The 16813-nt window shown below is 36.5% G+C and carries 18 protein-coding genes; 14 read left to right on the top strand and 4 right to left on the bottom strand.

Annotated features, from left to right (window positions below):
* The first annotated feature begins 28 nt into the window (after nt 1–28).
* The 9 genes from D9780_RS10815 to sufB all read left to right on the top strand — a co-directional run bounded on the left by D9780_RS10815 (nt 29) and on the right by sufB (nt 8688).
* A complete protein-coding gene (locus tag D9780_RS10815) occupies nt 29–1060 on the top strand; it encodes a methionine ABC transporter ATP-binding protein (RefSeq protein ID WP_121640093.1) in 1032 nt (343 codons plus the stop codon).
* On the top strand, nt 1050–1718 hold the full coding sequence (locus D9780_RS10810) for a methionine ABC transporter permease (protein ID WP_073007337.1): 669 nt from the start codon (nt 1050–1052) through the stop codon (nt 1716–1718). Before D9780_RS10815 ends, D9780_RS10810 begins: the two co-directional genes overlap by 11 nt.
* 81 nt (nt 1719–1799) lie before the next feature.
* Complete coding sequence (locus D9780_RS10805; RefSeq protein ID WP_121640092.1) at nt 1800–2624, top strand: MetQ/NlpA family ABC transporter substrate-binding protein; 825 nt, start codon at nt 1800–1802, stop codon at nt 2622–2624.
* Nucleotides 2625–2825: 201 nt separating this feature from the next.
* Nucleotides 2826–2996 carry a YuzK family famiily protein gene (locus D9780_RS21100; RefSeq protein WP_162985740.1) on the top strand — a complete coding sequence of 57 codons (171 nt, stop codon included), beginning with the start codon at nt 2826–2828 and terminating at the stop codon, nt 2994–2996.
* A gap of 475 nt (nt 2997–3471) precedes the next feature.
* Complete coding sequence (sufC, locus tag D9780_RS10800; protein WP_073007331.1) at nt 3472–4257, top strand: Fe-S cluster assembly ATPase SufC; 786 nt, start codon at nt 3472–3474, stop codon at nt 4255–4257.
* 17 nt (nt 4258–4274) lie between these two features.
* A complete protein-coding gene (gene sufD, locus D9780_RS10795) occupies nt 4275–5582 on the top strand; it encodes a Fe-S cluster assembly protein SufD (RefSeq protein WP_073007330.1) in 1308 nt (435 codons plus the stop codon).
* Nucleotides 5582–6802 carry a cysteine desulfurase gene (locus tag D9780_RS10790; protein ID WP_121640091.1) on the top strand — a complete coding sequence of 407 codons (1221 nt, stop codon included), beginning with the start codon at nt 5582–5584 and terminating at the stop codon, nt 6800–6802. The genes sufD and D9780_RS10790 overlap by 1 nt, the downstream gene beginning before the upstream one ends.
* Nucleotides 6792–7226, top strand: coding sequence for a Fe-S cluster assembly sulfur transfer protein SufU (sufU, locus tag D9780_RS10785; RefSeq protein ID WP_121640090.1), 435 nt, complete (start codon nt 6792–6794; stop codon nt 7224–7226). The genes D9780_RS10790 and sufU overlap by 11 nt, the downstream gene beginning before the upstream one ends.
* Nucleotides 7227–7290: 64 nt before the next feature.
* Entirely contained in the window at nt 7291–8688 is a 1398-nt protein-coding gene (sufB, locus tag D9780_RS10780) for a Fe-S cluster assembly protein SufB (protein ID WP_073007322.1), read from the top strand.
* Between the two features lie 75 nt (nt 8689–8763).
* Here the strand turns inward: sufB and D9780_RS21655 are convergent, their stop codons facing one another.
* A complete protein-coding gene (locus D9780_RS21655; RefSeq protein WP_162985843.1) occupies nt 8764–8970 on the bottom strand; it encodes a tyrosine-type recombinase/integrase in 207 nt (68 codons plus the stop codon).
* A gap of 213 nt (nt 8971–9183) precedes the next feature.
* Here D9780_RS21655 and D9780_RS10770 point away from each other — a divergent pair, with 213 nt between their 5' ends.
* A complete protein-coding gene (locus D9780_RS10770) occupies nt 9184–9447 on the top strand; it encodes a hypothetical protein (protein WP_121640089.1) in 264 nt (87 codons plus the stop codon).
* A 362-nt stretch (nt 9448–9809) separates the two neighbouring features.
* On the opposite strand, the gene D9780_RS10765 is transcribed toward D9780_RS10770, so the two are convergent.
* The 3 genes from D9780_RS10765 to D9780_RS10755 all read right to left on the bottom strand — a co-directional run bounded on the left by D9780_RS10765 (nt 9810) and on the right by D9780_RS10755 (nt 12074).
* On the bottom strand, nt 9810–10136 hold the full coding sequence (locus D9780_RS10765) for a hypothetical protein (protein ID WP_121640088.1): 327 nt from the start codon (nt 10134–10136) through the stop codon (nt 9810–9812).
* Nucleotides 10137–10160: 24 nt separating this feature from the next.
* The gene (locus D9780_RS10760) at nt 10161–10733 is read right to left on the bottom strand and encodes a DUF4879 domain-containing protein (RefSeq protein WP_205601076.1); all 573 of its coding nucleotides are present in this window, start codon (nt 10731–10733) and stop codon (nt 10161–10163) included.
* Between the two features lie 864 nt (nt 10734–11597).
* On the bottom strand, nt 11598–12074 hold the full coding sequence (locus tag D9780_RS10755; protein ID WP_121640086.1) for a hypothetical protein: 477 nt from the start codon (nt 12072–12074) through the stop codon (nt 11598–11600).
* 340 nt (nt 12075–12414) lie between these two features.
* Here D9780_RS10755 and D9780_RS10750 point away from each other — a divergent pair, with 340 nt between their 5' ends.
* From D9780_RS10750 to D9780_RS10735, 4 genes are all read left to right on the top strand, one after another.
* Nucleotides 12415–12933, top strand: a complete 519-nt coding sequence (locus tag D9780_RS10750) for a hypothetical protein (RefSeq protein ID WP_121640085.1) — start codon at nt 12415–12417, stop codon at nt 12931–12933.
* Between the two features lie 20 nt (nt 12934–12953).
* Entirely contained in the window at nt 12954–13421 is a 468-nt protein-coding gene (locus D9780_RS10745; RefSeq protein WP_121640084.1) for a GNAT family N-acetyltransferase, read from the top strand.
* Between the two features lie 272 nt (nt 13422–13693).
* Nucleotides 13694–15496, top strand: a complete 1803-nt coding sequence (locus D9780_RS10740; protein WP_162985842.1) for a sigma-54-dependent Fis family transcriptional regulator — start codon at nt 13694–13696, stop codon at nt 15494–15496.
* 333 nt (nt 15497–15829) lie between these two features.
* The gene (locus D9780_RS10735; protein WP_305847179.1) at nt 15830–16795 is read left to right on the top strand and encodes a thiamine pyrophosphate-dependent dehydrogenase E1 component subunit alpha; all 966 of its coding nucleotides are present in this window, start codon (nt 15830–15832) and stop codon (nt 16793–16795) included.
* Nucleotides 16796–16813: the final 18 nt, after the last annotated feature.

Raw genomic sequence — 16813 nt, 5'->3', positions numbered from 1 at the left:
AGTAAAGGGACAAAAAGGAGGACTAAGTGTGATATCGATAGAGGGTTTGCGTAAAGTTTTTACTGCAAACAAGACAGAAACAACGGCTGTTGACGATGTAACCCTTTCGATTAAACAAGGAGATATCTTTGGTGTGATCGGTTATAGTGGTGCAGGAAAAAGTACGTTTGTGCGATTACTGAATCGTTTAGAAGAACCTACAGGTGGTAAGATTTTTATTCGTAATCAAGAAATAACAGCATTAAAAAAGAATGAATTGCGGTTAGCTAGACAAGATATTGGCATGGTATTCCAGCATTTTAATTTGTTATGGTCACGTACTGTAAAAGAAAATATAGCTTTCCCATTAGAAATAGCAGGTGTTGAAAAAGAAGAACGGAACCAACGTGTTCAATCTCTCATTGATTTGGTCGGTTTATCCGGGAAGGAAGCGACCTACCCTTCGCAATTAAGTGGTGGGCAAAAACAACGGGTTGGCATAGCGAGAGCATTAGCAAACAAGCCTTCCGTATTATTATGTGATGAAGCAACATCCGCATTAGATCCAGAAACAACGAATTCTATTTTGGACTTGCTTGTAGATATAAATCAGCAACTAGGCTTAACGATTATATTAATTACACATGAAATGCATGTGATTCGAAAAATATGTAAGCAGGTAGCCGTGATGGAAAATGGAAAAGTGGTAGAACATGGTAATGTATTGGATGTGTTTGCACACCCCAAAAAAGATGTTACGAAAAAGTTCGTTCAACAGCTAATGGGGGATGCAGAAGCCGAGAATGAGTTTGAACATTTAGTTCGCGCATTTGAGAATGGTAAGTTAATTCGTCTCCATTTTGTAGGCGAAACAACGAACGACGCTTTAATTAGTAAGCTTGTAAAGGCGTATAACATTGACATTAGTATTTTACAAGGGAAAATAACGCGAACGCAGGCCGGTGCGTACGGTACGCTATTTATCCAAATGACTGGTGAAGAATTAGAAATTACTAAAGCAATTCAACACGTAACAGAAAAGACTTCCGTAGAGTTAGAGGTGATCCGCGGTGTTCGCTGATTTATTTGCTACTATTAAAGTAGAAGACATTGTAGAAGCAACGAAAGAAACATTTTATATGACGATTATTGCTTTAATTGGAACCTTTATTTTGGGGATTTTACTTGGGTTACTGTTATTTCTCACTAATAAAGGGGGACTGTGGGAAAATAAATGGGTTAACTTTATCACGGCCACATTTGTAAATGTATTCCGTGCTATTCCTTTTATTATATTAATATTATTGTTATTCCCATTTACTGATTTTCTTGTTGGTACGATAAGAGGCCCTAACGCTGCGCTCCCGGCATTAATTATTGGAGCCGCGCCGTTTTATGGACGGTTGGTGGAAATTGCTTTAAGAGAAGTAGATAAAGGTGTCATAGAGGCTGCTAAAGCAATGGGCGCCAAGACCCGAACAATTATTTTTAAAGTATTGTTACCAGAAGCAATGCCAGCTTTAATTTCAGGACTTACCGTTACTGCCATTGCGCTAATAGGTTATACAGCAATGGCAGGAGCAATTGGGTCAGGAGGCCTGGGGAGCTATGCATATTACTCAGGCTTTCAACGTAGAGATTTTGATATTGTTTTACTTTGTTCCGTTATTATTGTGCTCATTGTATTTCTATTTCAATTTATTGGTGATTATATTACACGCAAATTAGATAAAAGATAAAGGAAATTAATAATTATTATAATGAAGTGTAATTTTGACAAGTGTATGCAAATAGAAACTTTGAAAGAGGAGTGTGTCAACATGAAAAAATATATTCTCTCCATTTTAATCCTTACTGCTTTAGGTGGTTTATTAACTGCTTGTGGTGGGGGAGAAGAAAAAGATGATAATAAAATAACCGTCGGGGCTTCAAGTGTACCACACGCAGAAATATTAGCAGAAGCAAAGCCGATTTTAGAAGAAGAAGGGATCACACTGGAAATTAGTGAATACCAAGACTATGTATTACCGAATGATGATCTTGCGAATGGAGAAATTGATGCTAACTATTATCAACACATCCCCTTTCTTGAGCAAACAATTGATGATACAGGTTACGATTTAGATTATATTGCTGGTATTCATATTGAACCGATGGGTGTATATTCCAAAGGCATATCTAGTGTGGAGGATATTCCAGAAGGAACGGAAGTTATTATGAGTAACTCCGTGCCAGATCACGGGCGAATTTTAACTTTGTTTGAAGAACAAGGACTTATTAAAATAGATGAAGATGTAGACAAAGCACGTGCTACTGTTGATGATATAGTAGAAAACCCAAAAAACTTGACTTTTTTACCTGAATATGAGGCTGCTGTCCTTCCAGAATACTATGAAAGGGAAGAGGATGCCCTTGTAGCTATTAATACGAACTATGCTATTGATGCTGGTCTAAAGCCAGAAGAAGACGGTTTATTTATTGAAGGCGATGAATCTACTTATGTGAATGTGTTGGCAGTGAAGAAAGAGGATAAAGACGATGAAGCATTAAATAAATTAGCTGAGATCTTACAATCAGAAGAAATTCAAGCTTTTATGAGGGAGAAATATAATGGAGCAATTGTTCCAGTAAAAGAAAAGAAATAAAATAGCAGCAATAGGCAAAGATTTAGCGGAATTTACTGTATGTGTAGGTATCGCCAACGTATCCGTCTATATGTGAAATTTAACCGCGATTATGCCGAATGAAGCGTTTATATCCATTTTGAGAAGGGAACTTGTCTTATGTTAAGCTTATGATGAGTCAAAACGAGGAAAGGATGATTCCCTATTCATAGTGGAATAAAAATGAAGTACACTTCTGAAATGGAAAAAGCAATGCAGCAATCGCATCATATTGGTTTTGCGGAGTATCAACGCAAGTTAAAACAACGGCTAGCAGTTGAAAAAAAACGGCAGCAAGAATATCAGAAGTGTAAGCTATTTACCTTAGCACATATGAACCAACAACACGGCTAATTATTTTAAAAATGTAGATAAATAATAGTGAAGGGCGTTTGCGATTTGCAATAAACGCCCTTTTGCTGTTGTTGTAAGGTGCCTGCTTCTACAATTTAAACAAGCCTAAGTGAGAAATAGCAACATCGAAATTTTGTCGTAAGAGGGCTTTAGGTGATACCCTTAAGCTACTAAAAAAAATATTTAGTGGGGGATGCAACAAACTAAAAGGACGAAAGATGCACTGCGGGTTTATATCCTGATAACCGTTGCCACCATGCATTTTAAATCGTTAAAATAAGTAGAGGCTAAGAATTTGAGTTGTCCATTATCATTAAGATATTATAAAGAATGTCCATTTATACATAGGATTTCCTGTTCTAAAGAGTTGATAATAAATTCGAAATGATTTAAGATTGTAATGAGAATAAATTGAGAATGAATATCACGTTTATAGAGATGTGATATCTATAATAATGAATTTGGAGGTATAAATATGGCTGGATCTACGCTAGAAATCAAGAATTTACACGTATCAATTGAAGATAAGGAGATACTAAAAGGTGTCGACTTAACAATAAAGGGTGGAGAATTTCATGCAATTATGGGACCAAATGGTACTGGAAAATCCACTTTAGCTTCTGCGATTATGGGGCACCCGAAGTATGAAGTTACAGAAGGAAGCATCTTATTGGATGGAGAAGATGTATTGGAAATGGAAGTAGATGAGCGTGCTCGTGCTGGTTTATTCCTTGCCATGCAATATCCAAGTGAAATTAGTGGTGTAACTACTTCAGACTTCTTGCGTTCTTCGATGAATGCTCGCCGTGGCGAAGGAAATGAGATTTCACTTATGAACTTTATTAAAGAAATGGATAATGTTCTTGATTATTTAGAAATTGATAAGAATATGGCGCAAAGATATTTGAATGAAGGTTTTTCTGGCGGGGAGAAAAAGCGTAACGAAATTCTGCAACTTATGCTACTGAAGCCTGAGATCGCCATTTTGGATGAAATCGACTCTGGTTTAGATATTGATGCATTAAAAATAGTGTCTAAAGGCATTAACAAGCTTCGTGACGAAAACTTTGGCTGCTTAATTATTACACACTATCAACGTTTATTAAACTATATAACTCCTGATTTCGTGCATGTCATGATGCAAGGCCGCGTTGTTAAATCTGGTGGACCAGAATTAGCTAAGCGTCTTGAATCAGAAGGTTATGAGTGGATTAAAGAAGAATTAGGTATCGAAGACCATACTGTTGAGCAAAATGCGTAACGTAAGGAGGGGTATTTATGACTGTAGAAACCAAGTTACCATACAATAAAGAGTACATTGAACAGTTTTCAAAAGAACGAAATGAACCACAATGGATGTTAGATTTACGACTGCAAGCGTTAAACAAAGCTGAAGATCTAGAATTGCCAAAACCGGATAAAACGAAGATTGGTAAATGGAATTTTACGGAGTTTAAACATACAGCAAAAGGTGAGGAAATTACTTCATTACAAGATCTGCCCGTTGAATTACAGGAATATTTGGATGAAAATAACTTGCCTGAGAACCTCCTAATTCAGCGTAACCATTCTGTTGCTCACAGTACATTAAGTAAAGAACTAGAAGATAAAGGTGTTATTTTCACAGATATTTTTACTGCTTTGCAGCAACATGGCGATCTTGTACAGCGCTATTATATGAAAGATGCCGTATCGGTTGATGAGCATCGTTTAACAGCCATGCATGCAGCTTTAATGAACGGTGGTGTTTTTGTTTACATTCCTAAAAATGTTGTTGTTGAAGCACCTTTACAAGCTATATTCTGGCAGGAAGATCCAGAGCTTTCTATGTTTAACCATGTGCTCGTGGTCGCAGAACAGGGCAGTTCAGTAACGTATGTAGAAAACTATATTTCTCATAATGAAAACGAATCAACGGTTGCAAATATTGTAACAGAAGTTATTGCCCAGGATAATGCAAAAGTTTCCTTTGGAGCGGTGGATAATTTTGCCGCAGGTACTACGGCTTACAATAACCGTCGTGGGGTTGCTTACCGGGACGCAACGATTGAGTGGGCACTAGGACAAATGAATGATGGTAACACCGTCTCAGAGAATATTACCCATTTAGTTGGCGAGAATTCACTTTCCAATGCGAAGACAGTATCTGTTGGCCGTGGGAAACAAACACAAAACTTTACTGCAAAAATTGTCCATTTTGGTAAAAATTCAGAAGGATATATTTTACAACACGGTGTAATGAAGGAAGGAGCTACTTCTATTTTTAACGGAATTGGTAAAATAGAACATGGCGCTTCTAAATCAAATGCGGAGCAAGAATCTCGTGTACTCATGTTAAGTGAGAAAGCTCGTGGAGATGCAAACCCGATTTTATTAATTGATGAAGATGATGTAACTGCTGGTCACGCAGCTTCTGTTGGGAGAGTAGACCCATTACAGCTCTATTATTTAATGAGTCGAGGAATTACACAAGAAGAAGCAGAACGTCTAATTATTCACGGTTTCTTAGCTCCAGTAGTAAATCAACTTCCAATTGAAGCGGTGAAAAATCAATTGACGCAAGTTATTGAAAGGAAGGTATATTAATGGATGTTAAAGCCATTCGGGAGCAATTTCCTATTCTCAACCAGGAAGTGAATGGCCATCCTTTTGTTTATTTAGATTCTTCAGCGACTTCACAAAAGCCTATCCAAGTGATTGAAGCTGTAGATACCTATTATCGGACATATAATTCCAATGTTCATCGTGGCGTGCATACGCTAGGGACAAAAGCAACAACTGCGTATGAGGGAGCAAGAGAAAAAGTGCGTCGTTTTATTCATGCATCCAGTAGTGCCGAAATTATTTTTACGCGAGGAACTACAACGGCAATTAATACCATTGCAACTAGCTACGCACGGACTAACTTACAAGCTGGGGATGAAATTATAATTACGCCAATGGAGCATCATAGTAATATCATCCCTTGGCAACAAGCTGCCAAAGCCACCGGTGCTACATTAAAATATATACCATTACAAGAGGATGGGACGATCCGGTTAGAAGATGTGAGGGAAATGGTTTCCGAACAAACAAAAATAGTTGCAATGACGCATGTATCTAATGTGTTAGGTACGATCAATCCAATAAAAGAAGTAGCCACTATAGCTCATGATCATGGTGCTATTATGGTAGTAGATGGAGCACAAGGCGCACCGCATATGAAAGTAGATGTTCAAGAGCTTGATTGTGATTTCTATGCTTTTTCAGGTCATAAAATGTGCGCTCCAACTGGTATTGGTGTACTTTATGGAAAAAAAGAATTGCTCGAAAATATGGAGCCAGTTGAATTTGGCGGAGAAATGATTGATTTCGTAAATCTTTATGACTCCACATGGAAAGAGCTTCCATGGAAATTTGAAGGTGGTACGCCAATTATTGCTGGTGCTATAGGTTTAGGCGCCGCTATTGATTTTATCGAAGCCATCGGTATGGATGCTATTTCAAAGCATGAGGAAAAACTTGCCACATATGCCTATGAAAAGATGCATGCGATGGATGGAATTACGATTTATGGTCCAAAACATCGTGCTGCGCTTATTACGTTTAATCTTGACGATGTCCATCCTCATGATACAGCAACCGTTTTAGATGCAGATGGCATTGCTGTTCGAGCAGGTCATCATTGTGCACAGCCATTGATGCGTTGGCTTGATGTGACAGCAACGGCGAGAGCAAGCCTCTATTTGTATAATACAGAAGAAGATGTTGACCGTCTCGTAGACGGACTCAAGAAGACAAAGGAGTATTTTGGGAATGGCTTTTAATAACCTAGATACACTTTACAGACAAGTAATTATGGATCATTATAAAAACCCGCGGAATAAAGGCAATTTAGATGGAGATACTTTGACAGTCGACATGAACAATCCTACTTGCGGAGATCGAATTCAGCTTAACATGCAAGTAGAAGATGGGGTTGTTAAAGATGCCAAATTTGAAGGTGAGGGCTGTTCGATTAGTATGGCCTCAGCTTCTATGATGACCCAAGCAATTAAAGGGTTAGAAGTTGAAAAAGCTTTGAAAATGTCCGAGATGTTCTCCAAAATGATGTTAGGAGAAGATGTTGATACGACAGGCCTAGATGTAGGAGATATTGAAGCGCTGCAAGGTGTATCCAAGTTTCCTGCAAGAATTAAATGTGCCACCCTTTGTTGGAAAGCAATGGAAAAGGGTGTTAAAGACGAATAAAAGTCAAATGCAATGAAGACGCGATTGACTCTATTTGAATTATCCTAAAAGGAGGGGTTTATTAATGGCAAAAAACATGCCAGAAATCGAAGAGTATAAATATGGGTTTCATGATCGTGACGTTTCTGTCTTTCGCTCAGGAAAAGGTCTGACTCGCGAAATTGTTGAAGAGATTTCCAGAATGAAGGAAGAACCGCAATGGATGCTTGATTACCGTCTTAAAGCGTTGGAACATTTCTATGAGCGTCCAATGCCTCAATGGGGTGGAGACCTTTCAGAGTTGAATTTTGATGAAATTGTTTACTATGTGAAGCCTTCAGAAAAACAAGGAAGAACATGGGATGAAGTACCAGAAGAAATCAAACGAACTTTTGATAAGCTAGGTATCCCTGAAGCGGAACAAAAATATTTAGCAGGCGTTTCTGCGCAATATGAATCTGAAGTTGTTTACCATAGTTTAAAAGAAGATTTAGAAGAAATGGGTATCGTATTTAAGGATACCGATACAGCACTAAAAGAAAATGAAGAGCTATTCAAAGAGTATTTTGGTAAAGTGATTCCAGCAACAGACAATAAATTTGCTGCTTTAAATTCAGCTGTTTGGTCTGGAGGTTCATTTATATATGTACCAAAAGGTGTAAAGACGACAACGCCACTCCAAGCTTATTTCCGTATTAACTCAGAAAACATGGGACAGTTTGAGCGTACGTTGATTATCGTTGATGAAGGTGCTTCTGTCCATTATGTAGAAGGTTGTACAGCACCAATTTATACGACTAATTCATTACACAGTGCAGTCGTAGAAATCTTTGTTAAAAAAGACGCTTATTGCCGTTACACTACGATCCAAAACTGGGCAAACAACGTTTATAACCTAGTAACTAAGCGTGCTACCTGTGATGAGAATGCGACAATGGAATGGATTGACGGTAATATTGGCTCTAAAATTACGATGAAGTATCCTGCAGTGCTTTTAAAAGGGGAAGGTTCTCGTGGTTATACACTTTCTATTGCCTTTGCTGGTAAAGGGCAGTTGCAAGATGCTGGTGCCAAAATGCATCACCTAGCACCTAATACGTCATCTTCAATTGTTTCGAAGTCTATTTCAAAAAATGGCGGAAAAGTATCTTACCGAGGACTTGTGCATTTTGGACGTAAAGCATCAGGTGCTCGCTCGAACATCGAATGCGATACGCTTATTATGGATAATGAATCCACATCCGATACGATTCCATACAATGAAATAAACAATGACAATATTTCATTGGAGCATGAAGCAAAAGTGTCCAAAGTTTCTGAAGAGCAGCTGTTCTATCTGATGAGCCGTGGCTTAACAGAGGAAGAAGCAACAGAAATGATCGTTATGGGCTTCATTGAACCATTCACAAAAGAACTACCAATGGAATATGCAGTTGAAATGAATCGGTTAATCTCGTTTGAAATGGAAGGATCTATTGGATAAGGGTTGATAGCAATGTTTTAGGTGTACTAATATAGCAGTCACCTACAAACCCTCCATAATTAACTGGATAAATATTTAATCTAAATACTGCTGATACATTTTTAGTGCGTCATCTTCCATCTTTTCGGTGATGTGCAAATATGTATCAGCAGTTGTTTTTATGCTAGAATGCCCTAACCGTTGTGATACATATTTGAGAGGCGCGCAGGCTTTAAGCAGATGAACTAAGTGTGAATGCCTTAAAGCGTGAGGTGAAAGAACAGGAATTGTGTATATTTGCAATATTCATATTTGTTTTTAGCCAGCGTCCGTCGTGCTGGTAAAACATAGGATCATCCTCTAAAGGTTTAAAAGGAGGATATTTTAAATACATTTCTTTCCGACTATTTTATGTGTCTTTTTAAAAGATCAATTACAGTCTTATCTTATCTAATTTAACTGTTCTGATGCTATTTTTGTTTAGGGATTGATAAGTACGGGGTGGAACTTAATGATTTGGATGGCACAACTGTTGCTGATAATCCATCAAAGCCTAGCAAGCCAAAATCCAAATCATTTAAGCGTGGACAAAAAGTAACGGTTAAAAAATTAGTAAGAAAATTTGCGGCAGGTGAGTCCAATGCTGACTTTGTTAAAGGCAACTCATATACGGTTAACCAGGTTAAGTCAGATCGTATTTTACTCGGTGGGGGCGTAGGAAAGACGTGTATTAATGTTAAAAAGCCCCGTCCCTCGTTGGATGGGGCGAAATATTGGTAAGTATTTAGAGTAAAAAAATTTCCGCTCTTAGCCTTAGTTGATAGGGAGTAAAATGAATTTGATCGTTAGTAATCAAAAAAAGCTGTTTGAGAAATAACTATAAATTTTTGTGTGGAATTCTTAAAGTTACTTGGAATATCGGCGAAAGTTAACAGCAAATAATTATATCGTTCAATATTTAAAGCTTTTGTTACTCTATCTAGTTTTTTTGAATATGCTATTGACTGTTCTATTAGACGTTTGTAGCCTCCCGAAGATTGATAGTTCCACCAAGAAGAAAATTGTTCTATAATATATTTTTTTCTGACTCAGGTGTGTTTTGAACGATTTGCTTTAAAAAAGCGCCCTCGGATTCAAGGTAATTATATAAACCCCTTTATTTTCGATTGTTTTAAAGATTCTGTCGCTCTATTAAAATCAAAAGTGAAGCCTGCATGTTCTCTAAGGGATATTTGGCCTGCTTCATACAAAGCGGTACTTATCGCGTTGAGATCTTCAAAAGAAGCATTCGTAATATCGTATTTTTCAGAAAGTTCTCTCCAAATATTCGGTGTATCTTTTTTTGCTGCTGATGTTTCTTGAGTTTGCTTCATGTCTTTGCTAAAATGGTCTTCCGTTTCTGTGTTTTTTATATTTGTATTTGCTGGTAGAGTATGGGCTGTTATTGCATTCATTTGACTAATATTCATATTATTTTCTCTTATTGTTTTTTGTTATCTTATATTCATTCTAGCGCTCATTGTATTCCAAGGTGCGTTGATAGAGGTAGCTTGATAAGTAAATCTACCATTCTCATATCCGCTGGCGTCCCACCACCGAAAATACCCATCAATGATTCGATCCCCATTCAAATCAATGGCTTCGTCCATAAGCATTGGGATATTTCCACCATTCATTTGGGCTATCCTTGATGTATTTCTACTATAGCCAATTTCCCTTGTAACAATGTACATTTCTTCTCCACCATGATCTTCAATAGATGTTAATTGATTTAGTGCAAAATATTCATACTGTGGGTAATGAGTGGAAATAGCTGCATATACACGTAAAGAAGTTAAAGGAGGAGCGGGTCCTTGAAGAGTTATACCTTCTACGGATCCGTCTTTCGCTACATCTTCTTCAATAAATTGAGCATCTGGATATTCCTCTTGAAGAGACTGTAAAGCTTGATCCTTTAGCAACTTTTTATGCAAAGTAATAGATTCGTCAACAGAAGACGCTGAAACTGCCCCTGCCGTTAAGAAGAACGTTAAGGCTATGACTACTGCGGTAAGTCCTTTTTTCATATAAATAAACCTCCTCATCGTTTTTTCTTAATTGAGTTAAGTTAACCCAATATTAGAATATGTTTATTTTATCGGAATATTAATGAAAAAATAGAGAAAATCATTTTTTATTATTCTTAGCTATAAATTATTTTGATAAAAGATGTTTTCTATAATTAATTGTTTACTATCCACTAATATGTAGCACAGATAAATGGAGCAACTTATGCGACAGACTTAATTAACTTTGGAAATGAAGATGGTGAGAAGAAAGGAGGAAATCAAAAAATAGATGTGTTTTAAAACTGGAGTATATAGAAGGCTTTAATCGATATAGTGTTTTACAAATAATTTTATGGATATAATGGTAAAAATATATGTTATAATAAATATAATCAGTTTACCGTTTCAGGAAGTCATGACTAAATGGCAAGATTAACAATTGAATCTAAGGAGTTTTAACAAGTCCTTGCTAATCTCCGTTTCGAAAACATGTTCCTTTCACCTGAGCTTTAAAAGAAAGTTGTCAGTCTAGTGAATAATGATGAAATGATTACTCAAGAGGCGGTAAAGAGGATTATTGCAAATGGATAAATATAATATAGAAAATCAAGCGGATTATTTATTAAAAAGCAATTTTTTGGAGCTACTTCATACGATGAACTAGAGCAACTGGAAGCGGTTGCTTTTTCTATACGTGCTTCACAAGTAGCGATTAATGGTTTTGATTGGCTTATCCCTTTCACAATGGAAACATTTAAGCAATTACATTTTTATTTATTTCAGGATATCTATTCGTTTGCTGTAAAATTAGAAACGTTCGACTGATATAAAAGGAAACTAAATCTTGTCAAGCTACATTATAATAAATGAGCATAGTAACACTTATTTACGGAGCAATTTAATATGAAAAGGTACAAGAAACCCAAATGCAATAATGTAAACAGCTATGGAAACAAAAGGATTCCACCCATTATATTTTATATAGTCCAAATGCACCATAATATATTCCATCATTGCGGCAATGCTCGTAAATATAATTACTAGCAACCACTTGTTTTTGTAGGTATAGAAGTTAATAAATAGAATGGACAAAGAGGAAGGGACAAACGTATATACTAAAATTTCCGCAAGTCCAGCTGTTTTTGGATCAGCAAGATCGATTAAATCCAATGTTCTGGCAACTAATGCATCACTAAGCCAAGTTATAAATGCAACAATTCCAAAAGTGGCGTATAACTCTTTCCAAGTAATATGTTTTTTAGGGGTAAAAAGCATAGTGAGCACTAAAATGATGCTAATTGTAATAGGAAACCAAATTCCTTTTGAATGCAAATCAAGATTGTGGATAACTTTATCCATATTTCATTCTCCTTTATTTAGACAGATATATAATTAACTTGGATTTATATTAGTCATTGTGTGCATAGCATAGTCACCATCTCCTGATGTTTCTAAAGTGGCTTAAAAAAATAATCATAAATTCTTTTGCACATCTTACCATAAAGTTAATCTCTATTTAATGAACGATTTTCTTTCATCACTTGCCCAAGCTTATCTACTCATTATGAATCTGGACTCTCAGAGCGCTTTACATCCGGCATAAAACTTAGGCGATAAACCAAGCTTGCCATAATAGCGGACACTCATACATAGTATTGGTTTTTTTTTAGGAGATATACACTATAAATAAGAATAAAAGGTGAGAAAGCTGACTTGTAAATATAAAATAATCAATCATCAAAAAAACATGATACAATGGGGGAATTCGTTAAGGAAAATTCCTCATCGAATTTGGTTTCAGCCAATAGAGGATGAAAAATGGAGCGTTGCAGAAATAATAAGTCATTTTATTCCATGGGATAAATTTGTAATTAACGATCGAGTTCCTGCTGTTTTAACAAACGCAGTTTTATGTCCTCCACCTGATAGAGAATTGGTAAACAAAATAGCTGCGATTAAAGGCCGTAATCATGAACAATCAATAACAATTAAACATTTTTTAAATGGTAGAGAGAGAATGTTCTCTATGTTAGAGGCAATGGAAATACATCATTTTGAGAAGGGCTTTTCTATTGGGGGAAGCAAGCTCACAATATGTACATATCTTGACGGTTTAGTTAGTCATGATCTACATCATAAAGCACAAATACATGGATACATTAATAGAACATATAACCTAAATCTAACTATCGATCGCTGGCAAGCGATGGTGGAGTAGATTTTAAAGGGGAATTATGAATGTTTACGTATACACGGAGCAATAATAGTACGATATTCGTTGAAAAAAATGTGTTTAATACGAACAAAATATATAACCAAATTGCTTTTGATAAACAGGAGCTCCATTGTGCTGACATTGTTCAACAACACATGGAGTCAAAGCGATTGCAAACGGAAAGGTACGTTATTCAAAATAACGGCATCCCTATGGGAATTTTGGAATATGGAATGCATAGTCCTCGAACGAATATGCCTTGGCTAACGCTTTTGCTTATAGATAAGAAATATCAAGGAAAGGGGCTAGCTAAAAATGTTTACTTACAGTTTGAAACATGGATGCAAGTAAACGGAGCTCCTAAGATCCAAATTGCTGTCCATGCTAACAATGAGAAAGCACTATTATTTTGGAGTGATATGGGTTTTAGGCAGTATGATGAACGTGTTTACCAAGCAAAGCGCTATTATAGTTTGGAAAAGAGATTATAAAGTGAATCTTCAATCGAAGTTTTTTCTTTCTGACTCATTAATATGGATTTTCGAAACGAGAAGCGCTCATATACACGTATACAACTGAGATGAAATTTTTAAGAGCTGGACGGCAAACCAGACTTATTAGGTATTAGGTAAGTTTTGAAAAAACAAGGCCATTTCCAACCGTGCAGTTACTATGTTGTTATGAAAATAATGATGGTAAAAGAATAAGATGTCATGTTTACTTAGATTTCTGATGATAGCTTTTTAGATTGGAGCTGAGGGTATTGATTACTGATGTCGTTACCAAAGAAAATTGGAAGCGTTTCATTCGTGAGGGGAGTTTGGCGGATGAAAATATCTCCTATGAGCTCGTTGACTCTTGGGAAAGATGTAAGCAAGAAGGTGTCGATCCGTTTGATGGGATTTCTAAATCGATTTTACAACCAGATGAACTCCAGCGGCGTGTAGAACAAAATGAACTGCTTTTTTCGTTAGTAGAAACGCAACGCAATCAATTACATTATTTTTTAAAGGGGTGGCAATATGTTACGACCTTGACAGATAAAGAGGGTTACATATTACAAAATAGAGGCGAGCAGTCAGTAGAAGCAAAAGCTTATGATATTTTATTTATTCAAGGCTCAAACTGGGGCGAAAAAGAAGTAGGAACAAATGCAATTGGATTAGCCCAGCTATATAAGAAGCCATTTACAGTAAAAGGTTATGGCCATTTTGCAGTAGCCTCACAAATGTGGAACTGCGCCGCTGCACCAATCGTTGATCATCATAATCAGTTAATTGGTATTCTTAATATATCAAGCCCCTATAAGCCAATAAACTTTAATTATGTACTGGCTTCAGTGAAAATGATTGCAGATTCTATTTCACTTGCTTGGCGAAAAACCATGTACGAGGATATGGAACAATTACAGAAATTATCTTGTTCTAAAAATGCAATTATTTGTTCCAATGATGATGTTATATGTAAATTACCGAGGCATTTGGAAAATAAGTATGGATATATGCTTGGTGAACCTTTAGATAACACAATATCAGAGTTAAGTTTACATCCTGTAAGAAAACCGTTGCTAATAAATGGCCGCTCCATAGGTTATGAGGTTTATGTGCAGGAAGAAATAAAGGAAAATCCTGTTTATTTTGCAGGTGTGACAGGAAAAAGTGATGTATTTCAAAAGGTATTGCAAAATATTCATAAAGTGGCTGCAACAGATGCTGCTGTTCATATATATGGAGAGACTGGTACAGGAAAAGAATTAGTTGCTGAAGCAATTCACCGTAATAGTGAACGTGCGCATCAACCTTTTGTTTCTATTAATTGTGGGGCGATCCCTGAACAGTTATTGGAAAGTGAGTTGTTTGGTTACGAACCCGGTGCATTCACCGGTGCTCATAAAAATGGCAGAAAGGGAAAGCTAGAAGCGGCAAACAAAGGCACTTTATTTCTAGATGAAATTGGTGATATGCCTTCATCCATGCAGGTTTCTTTGCTTCGGGTACTACAACAAAAGCAAGTAACTCGAATAGGAGGCTATAAACCTATTCCTATAGATGTACGCATTATTTCAGCAACAAATGTAGATATACGGCAATTAGTTGCAGACGAGACAATGCGGGCTGATCTCTTTTATCGTATTTACGGTTTTCCTATTTATGTACCTGCTTTACGACAACGCAAAGAAGATATTCCTTATTTTATCGATTATTATTGCAAGGAAAATCATTGGTATCCAAGCTGGATAAATAAATTAACAGCTACTTTTAAACATGGGAAATGGACAGGGAATATTCGTGAATTATTTAATGCTTTAGATCGCTGTCGCATTTTATTTCCAGAACAAACACCTGAGGAAGAAGAACTTTATCGTATTATTTCAATTTGGGATAACACAGAGCAGATTAGAGTAGAGAACAATGAAAAGGAAGCGCAAAGTTTTCGCAATCAGCTAGAAGTAGACAAGATTAAACAAGCCTTAAAAAAACATCACAATCATGTACCAAGTGCTGCAGCCGATTTAAATATGTCACGAAGTACATTATATCGTAAAATTAAAAAGTACCAATTATAGTGGGCATTTCAAATGCTTTTTTCTCTTCTCGCTTGTTGGATGATATACATTTATAAAAAGGATAGCACTCAAAAAGGTTTTTTAAGCCGATGTCCTAAAAGTCCTATATGATGTAGTCTCATACATATTCAATCTAGTATTACAAATGAATAAGCGGCCTTTTTAGGAATAGACCTTAAGAATAAAAAATGCGACAAAATGAGACAATTTGTGAAAGTTGTCTCATTTTTTGTCCCCCCTAAATGAAAACGCTTTATTAATACAACTTAAAAAGTTGGCATGTTTTTTGCTTGTATATCAGTGAATGCACAAAATATGAAGGAGGATTTCAAGATGGATAAGAAAATGGCAAGTTGGATGTTTACAAAAATGAATGACATTCGTAATTTTGAAAACCAAGTCCAAAAAATTTTTGCTACAGGGGAAATTCCGGGATTTGTACATTTATATGCAGGGGAAGAAGCTGTTGCAGTTGGAGTTTGTGCTCATTTAGAAAATTTAGATTATATAACCAGTACACATCGTGGGCATGGTCATTGTATTGCCAAGGGCTGTGACTTAAATGGAATGATGGCTGAAATATTTGGTAAAGAAACTGGTTTATGTAATGGAAAAGGCGGTTCCATGCATATAGCAGATTTGGAAGTCGGCATGCTTGGAGCTAACGGTATTGTTGGTGGAGGGTTTCCATTAGCTGTTGGTGCAGGTTTATCTGCTGATATTTTAGAAAACGGTGGCGTTGCAGTATGTTTCTTTGGCGATGGGGCAAATAATCATGGCACTTTTCATGAAGGAATTAATATTGCAGCAGCATTGAATCTACCAGTTGTTTTTGTCGCAGAAAATAATGGCTTTGGAGAAGCAACGCCATTTGAGTACGCTACTTCAGCAAAAACAATTGCTGATCGAGCAATCGCATATGATATACCTGGCGTACGCGTTGACGGAAATGATGTTACCAAGGTGTATGAAGTTGCCGAAGAAGCGATAGAAAGAGCTAGAAACGGAGAAGGGCCAACTTTAATTGAAGCTATTACTTATCGTACGAGTGGCCATTTTGAAGGAGATAATCAAGCGTACAAGTCAGAATCTGATAAAGAAAAGTGGCCAGTAGAAGTAGATTGTATAGAACAATTCAAAGCATATGCGTTAGAGAATAAACTGTTATGCAAAACGGAACTGGAAGAGTTGGAGAAGGCGTCTTTAAAAGCCGTGGAAGAAGCGGTTGAATTTGCGCATCACAGTAAAGTGCCAAATGAGGAAGCATTAACGGAGAATGTATACGTTTCTTACAAATAATATGAATGAGGTGAGATA

The organism is Virgibacillus sp. Bac330, from assembly GCF_003667845.1.
In the GTDB taxonomy this organism is placed as follows: Bacteria; Bacillota; Bacilli; order Bacillales; family Amphibacillaceae; genus Virgibacillus; species Virgibacillus chiguensis.
The sequence above is the reverse complement of the archived record's forward strand: the minus strand, read 5'-3'. Positions and strand labels throughout refer to the sequence as shown.

What these genes read in the sequence shown, in the direction of transcription:
- D9780_RS10805 (WP_121640092.1), top strand. Translation starts at nt 1,800, where the DNA reads ATGAAAAAATATATTCTCTCCATTTTAATCCTTACTGCTTTAGGTGGT.
- D9780_RS21100 (WP_162985740.1), top strand. Translation starts at nt 2,826, where the DNA reads ATGAAGTACACTTCTGAAATGGAAAAAGCAATGCAGCAATCGCATCAT.
- sufC (WP_073007331.1), top strand. Translation starts at nt 3,472, where the DNA reads ATGGCTGGATCTACGCTAGAAATCAAGAATTTACACGTATCAATTGAA.
- sufD (WP_073007330.1), top strand. Translation starts at nt 4,275, where the DNA reads ATGACTGTAGAAACCAAGTTACCATACAATAAAGAGTACATTGAACAG.
- D9780_RS10790 (WP_121640091.1), top strand. Translation starts at nt 5,582, where the DNA reads ATGGATGTTAAAGCCATTCGGGAGCAATTTCCTATTCTCAACCAGGAA.
- sufU (WP_121640090.1), top strand. Translation starts at nt 6,792, where the DNA reads ATGGCTTTTAATAACCTAGATACACTTTACAGACAAGTAATTATGGAT.
- sufB (WP_073007322.1), top strand. Translation starts at nt 7,291, where the DNA reads ATGGCAAAAAACATGCCAGAAATCGAAGAGTATAAATATGGGTTTCAT.
- D9780_RS10765 (WP_121640088.1), bottom strand. Translation starts at nt 10,136, where the DNA reads ATGAATATTAGTCAAATGAATGCAATAACAGCCCATACTCTACCAGCA.
- D9780_RS10760 (WP_205601076.1), bottom strand. Translation starts at nt 10,733, where the DNA reads ATGAAAAAAGGACTTACCGCAGTAGTCATAGCCTTAACGTTCTTCTTA.
- D9780_RS10755 (WP_121640086.1), bottom strand. Translation starts at nt 12,074, where the DNA reads ATGGATAAAGTTATCCACAATCTTGATTTGCATTCAAAAGGAATTTGG.
- D9780_RS10745 (WP_121640084.1), top strand. Translation starts at nt 12,954, where the DNA reads ATGTTTACGTATACACGGAGCAATAATAGTACGATATTCGTTGAAAAA.
- D9780_RS10735 (WP_305847179.1), top strand. Translation starts at nt 15,830, where the DNA reads ATGGATAAGAAAATGGCAAGTTGGATGTTTACAAAAATGAATGACATT.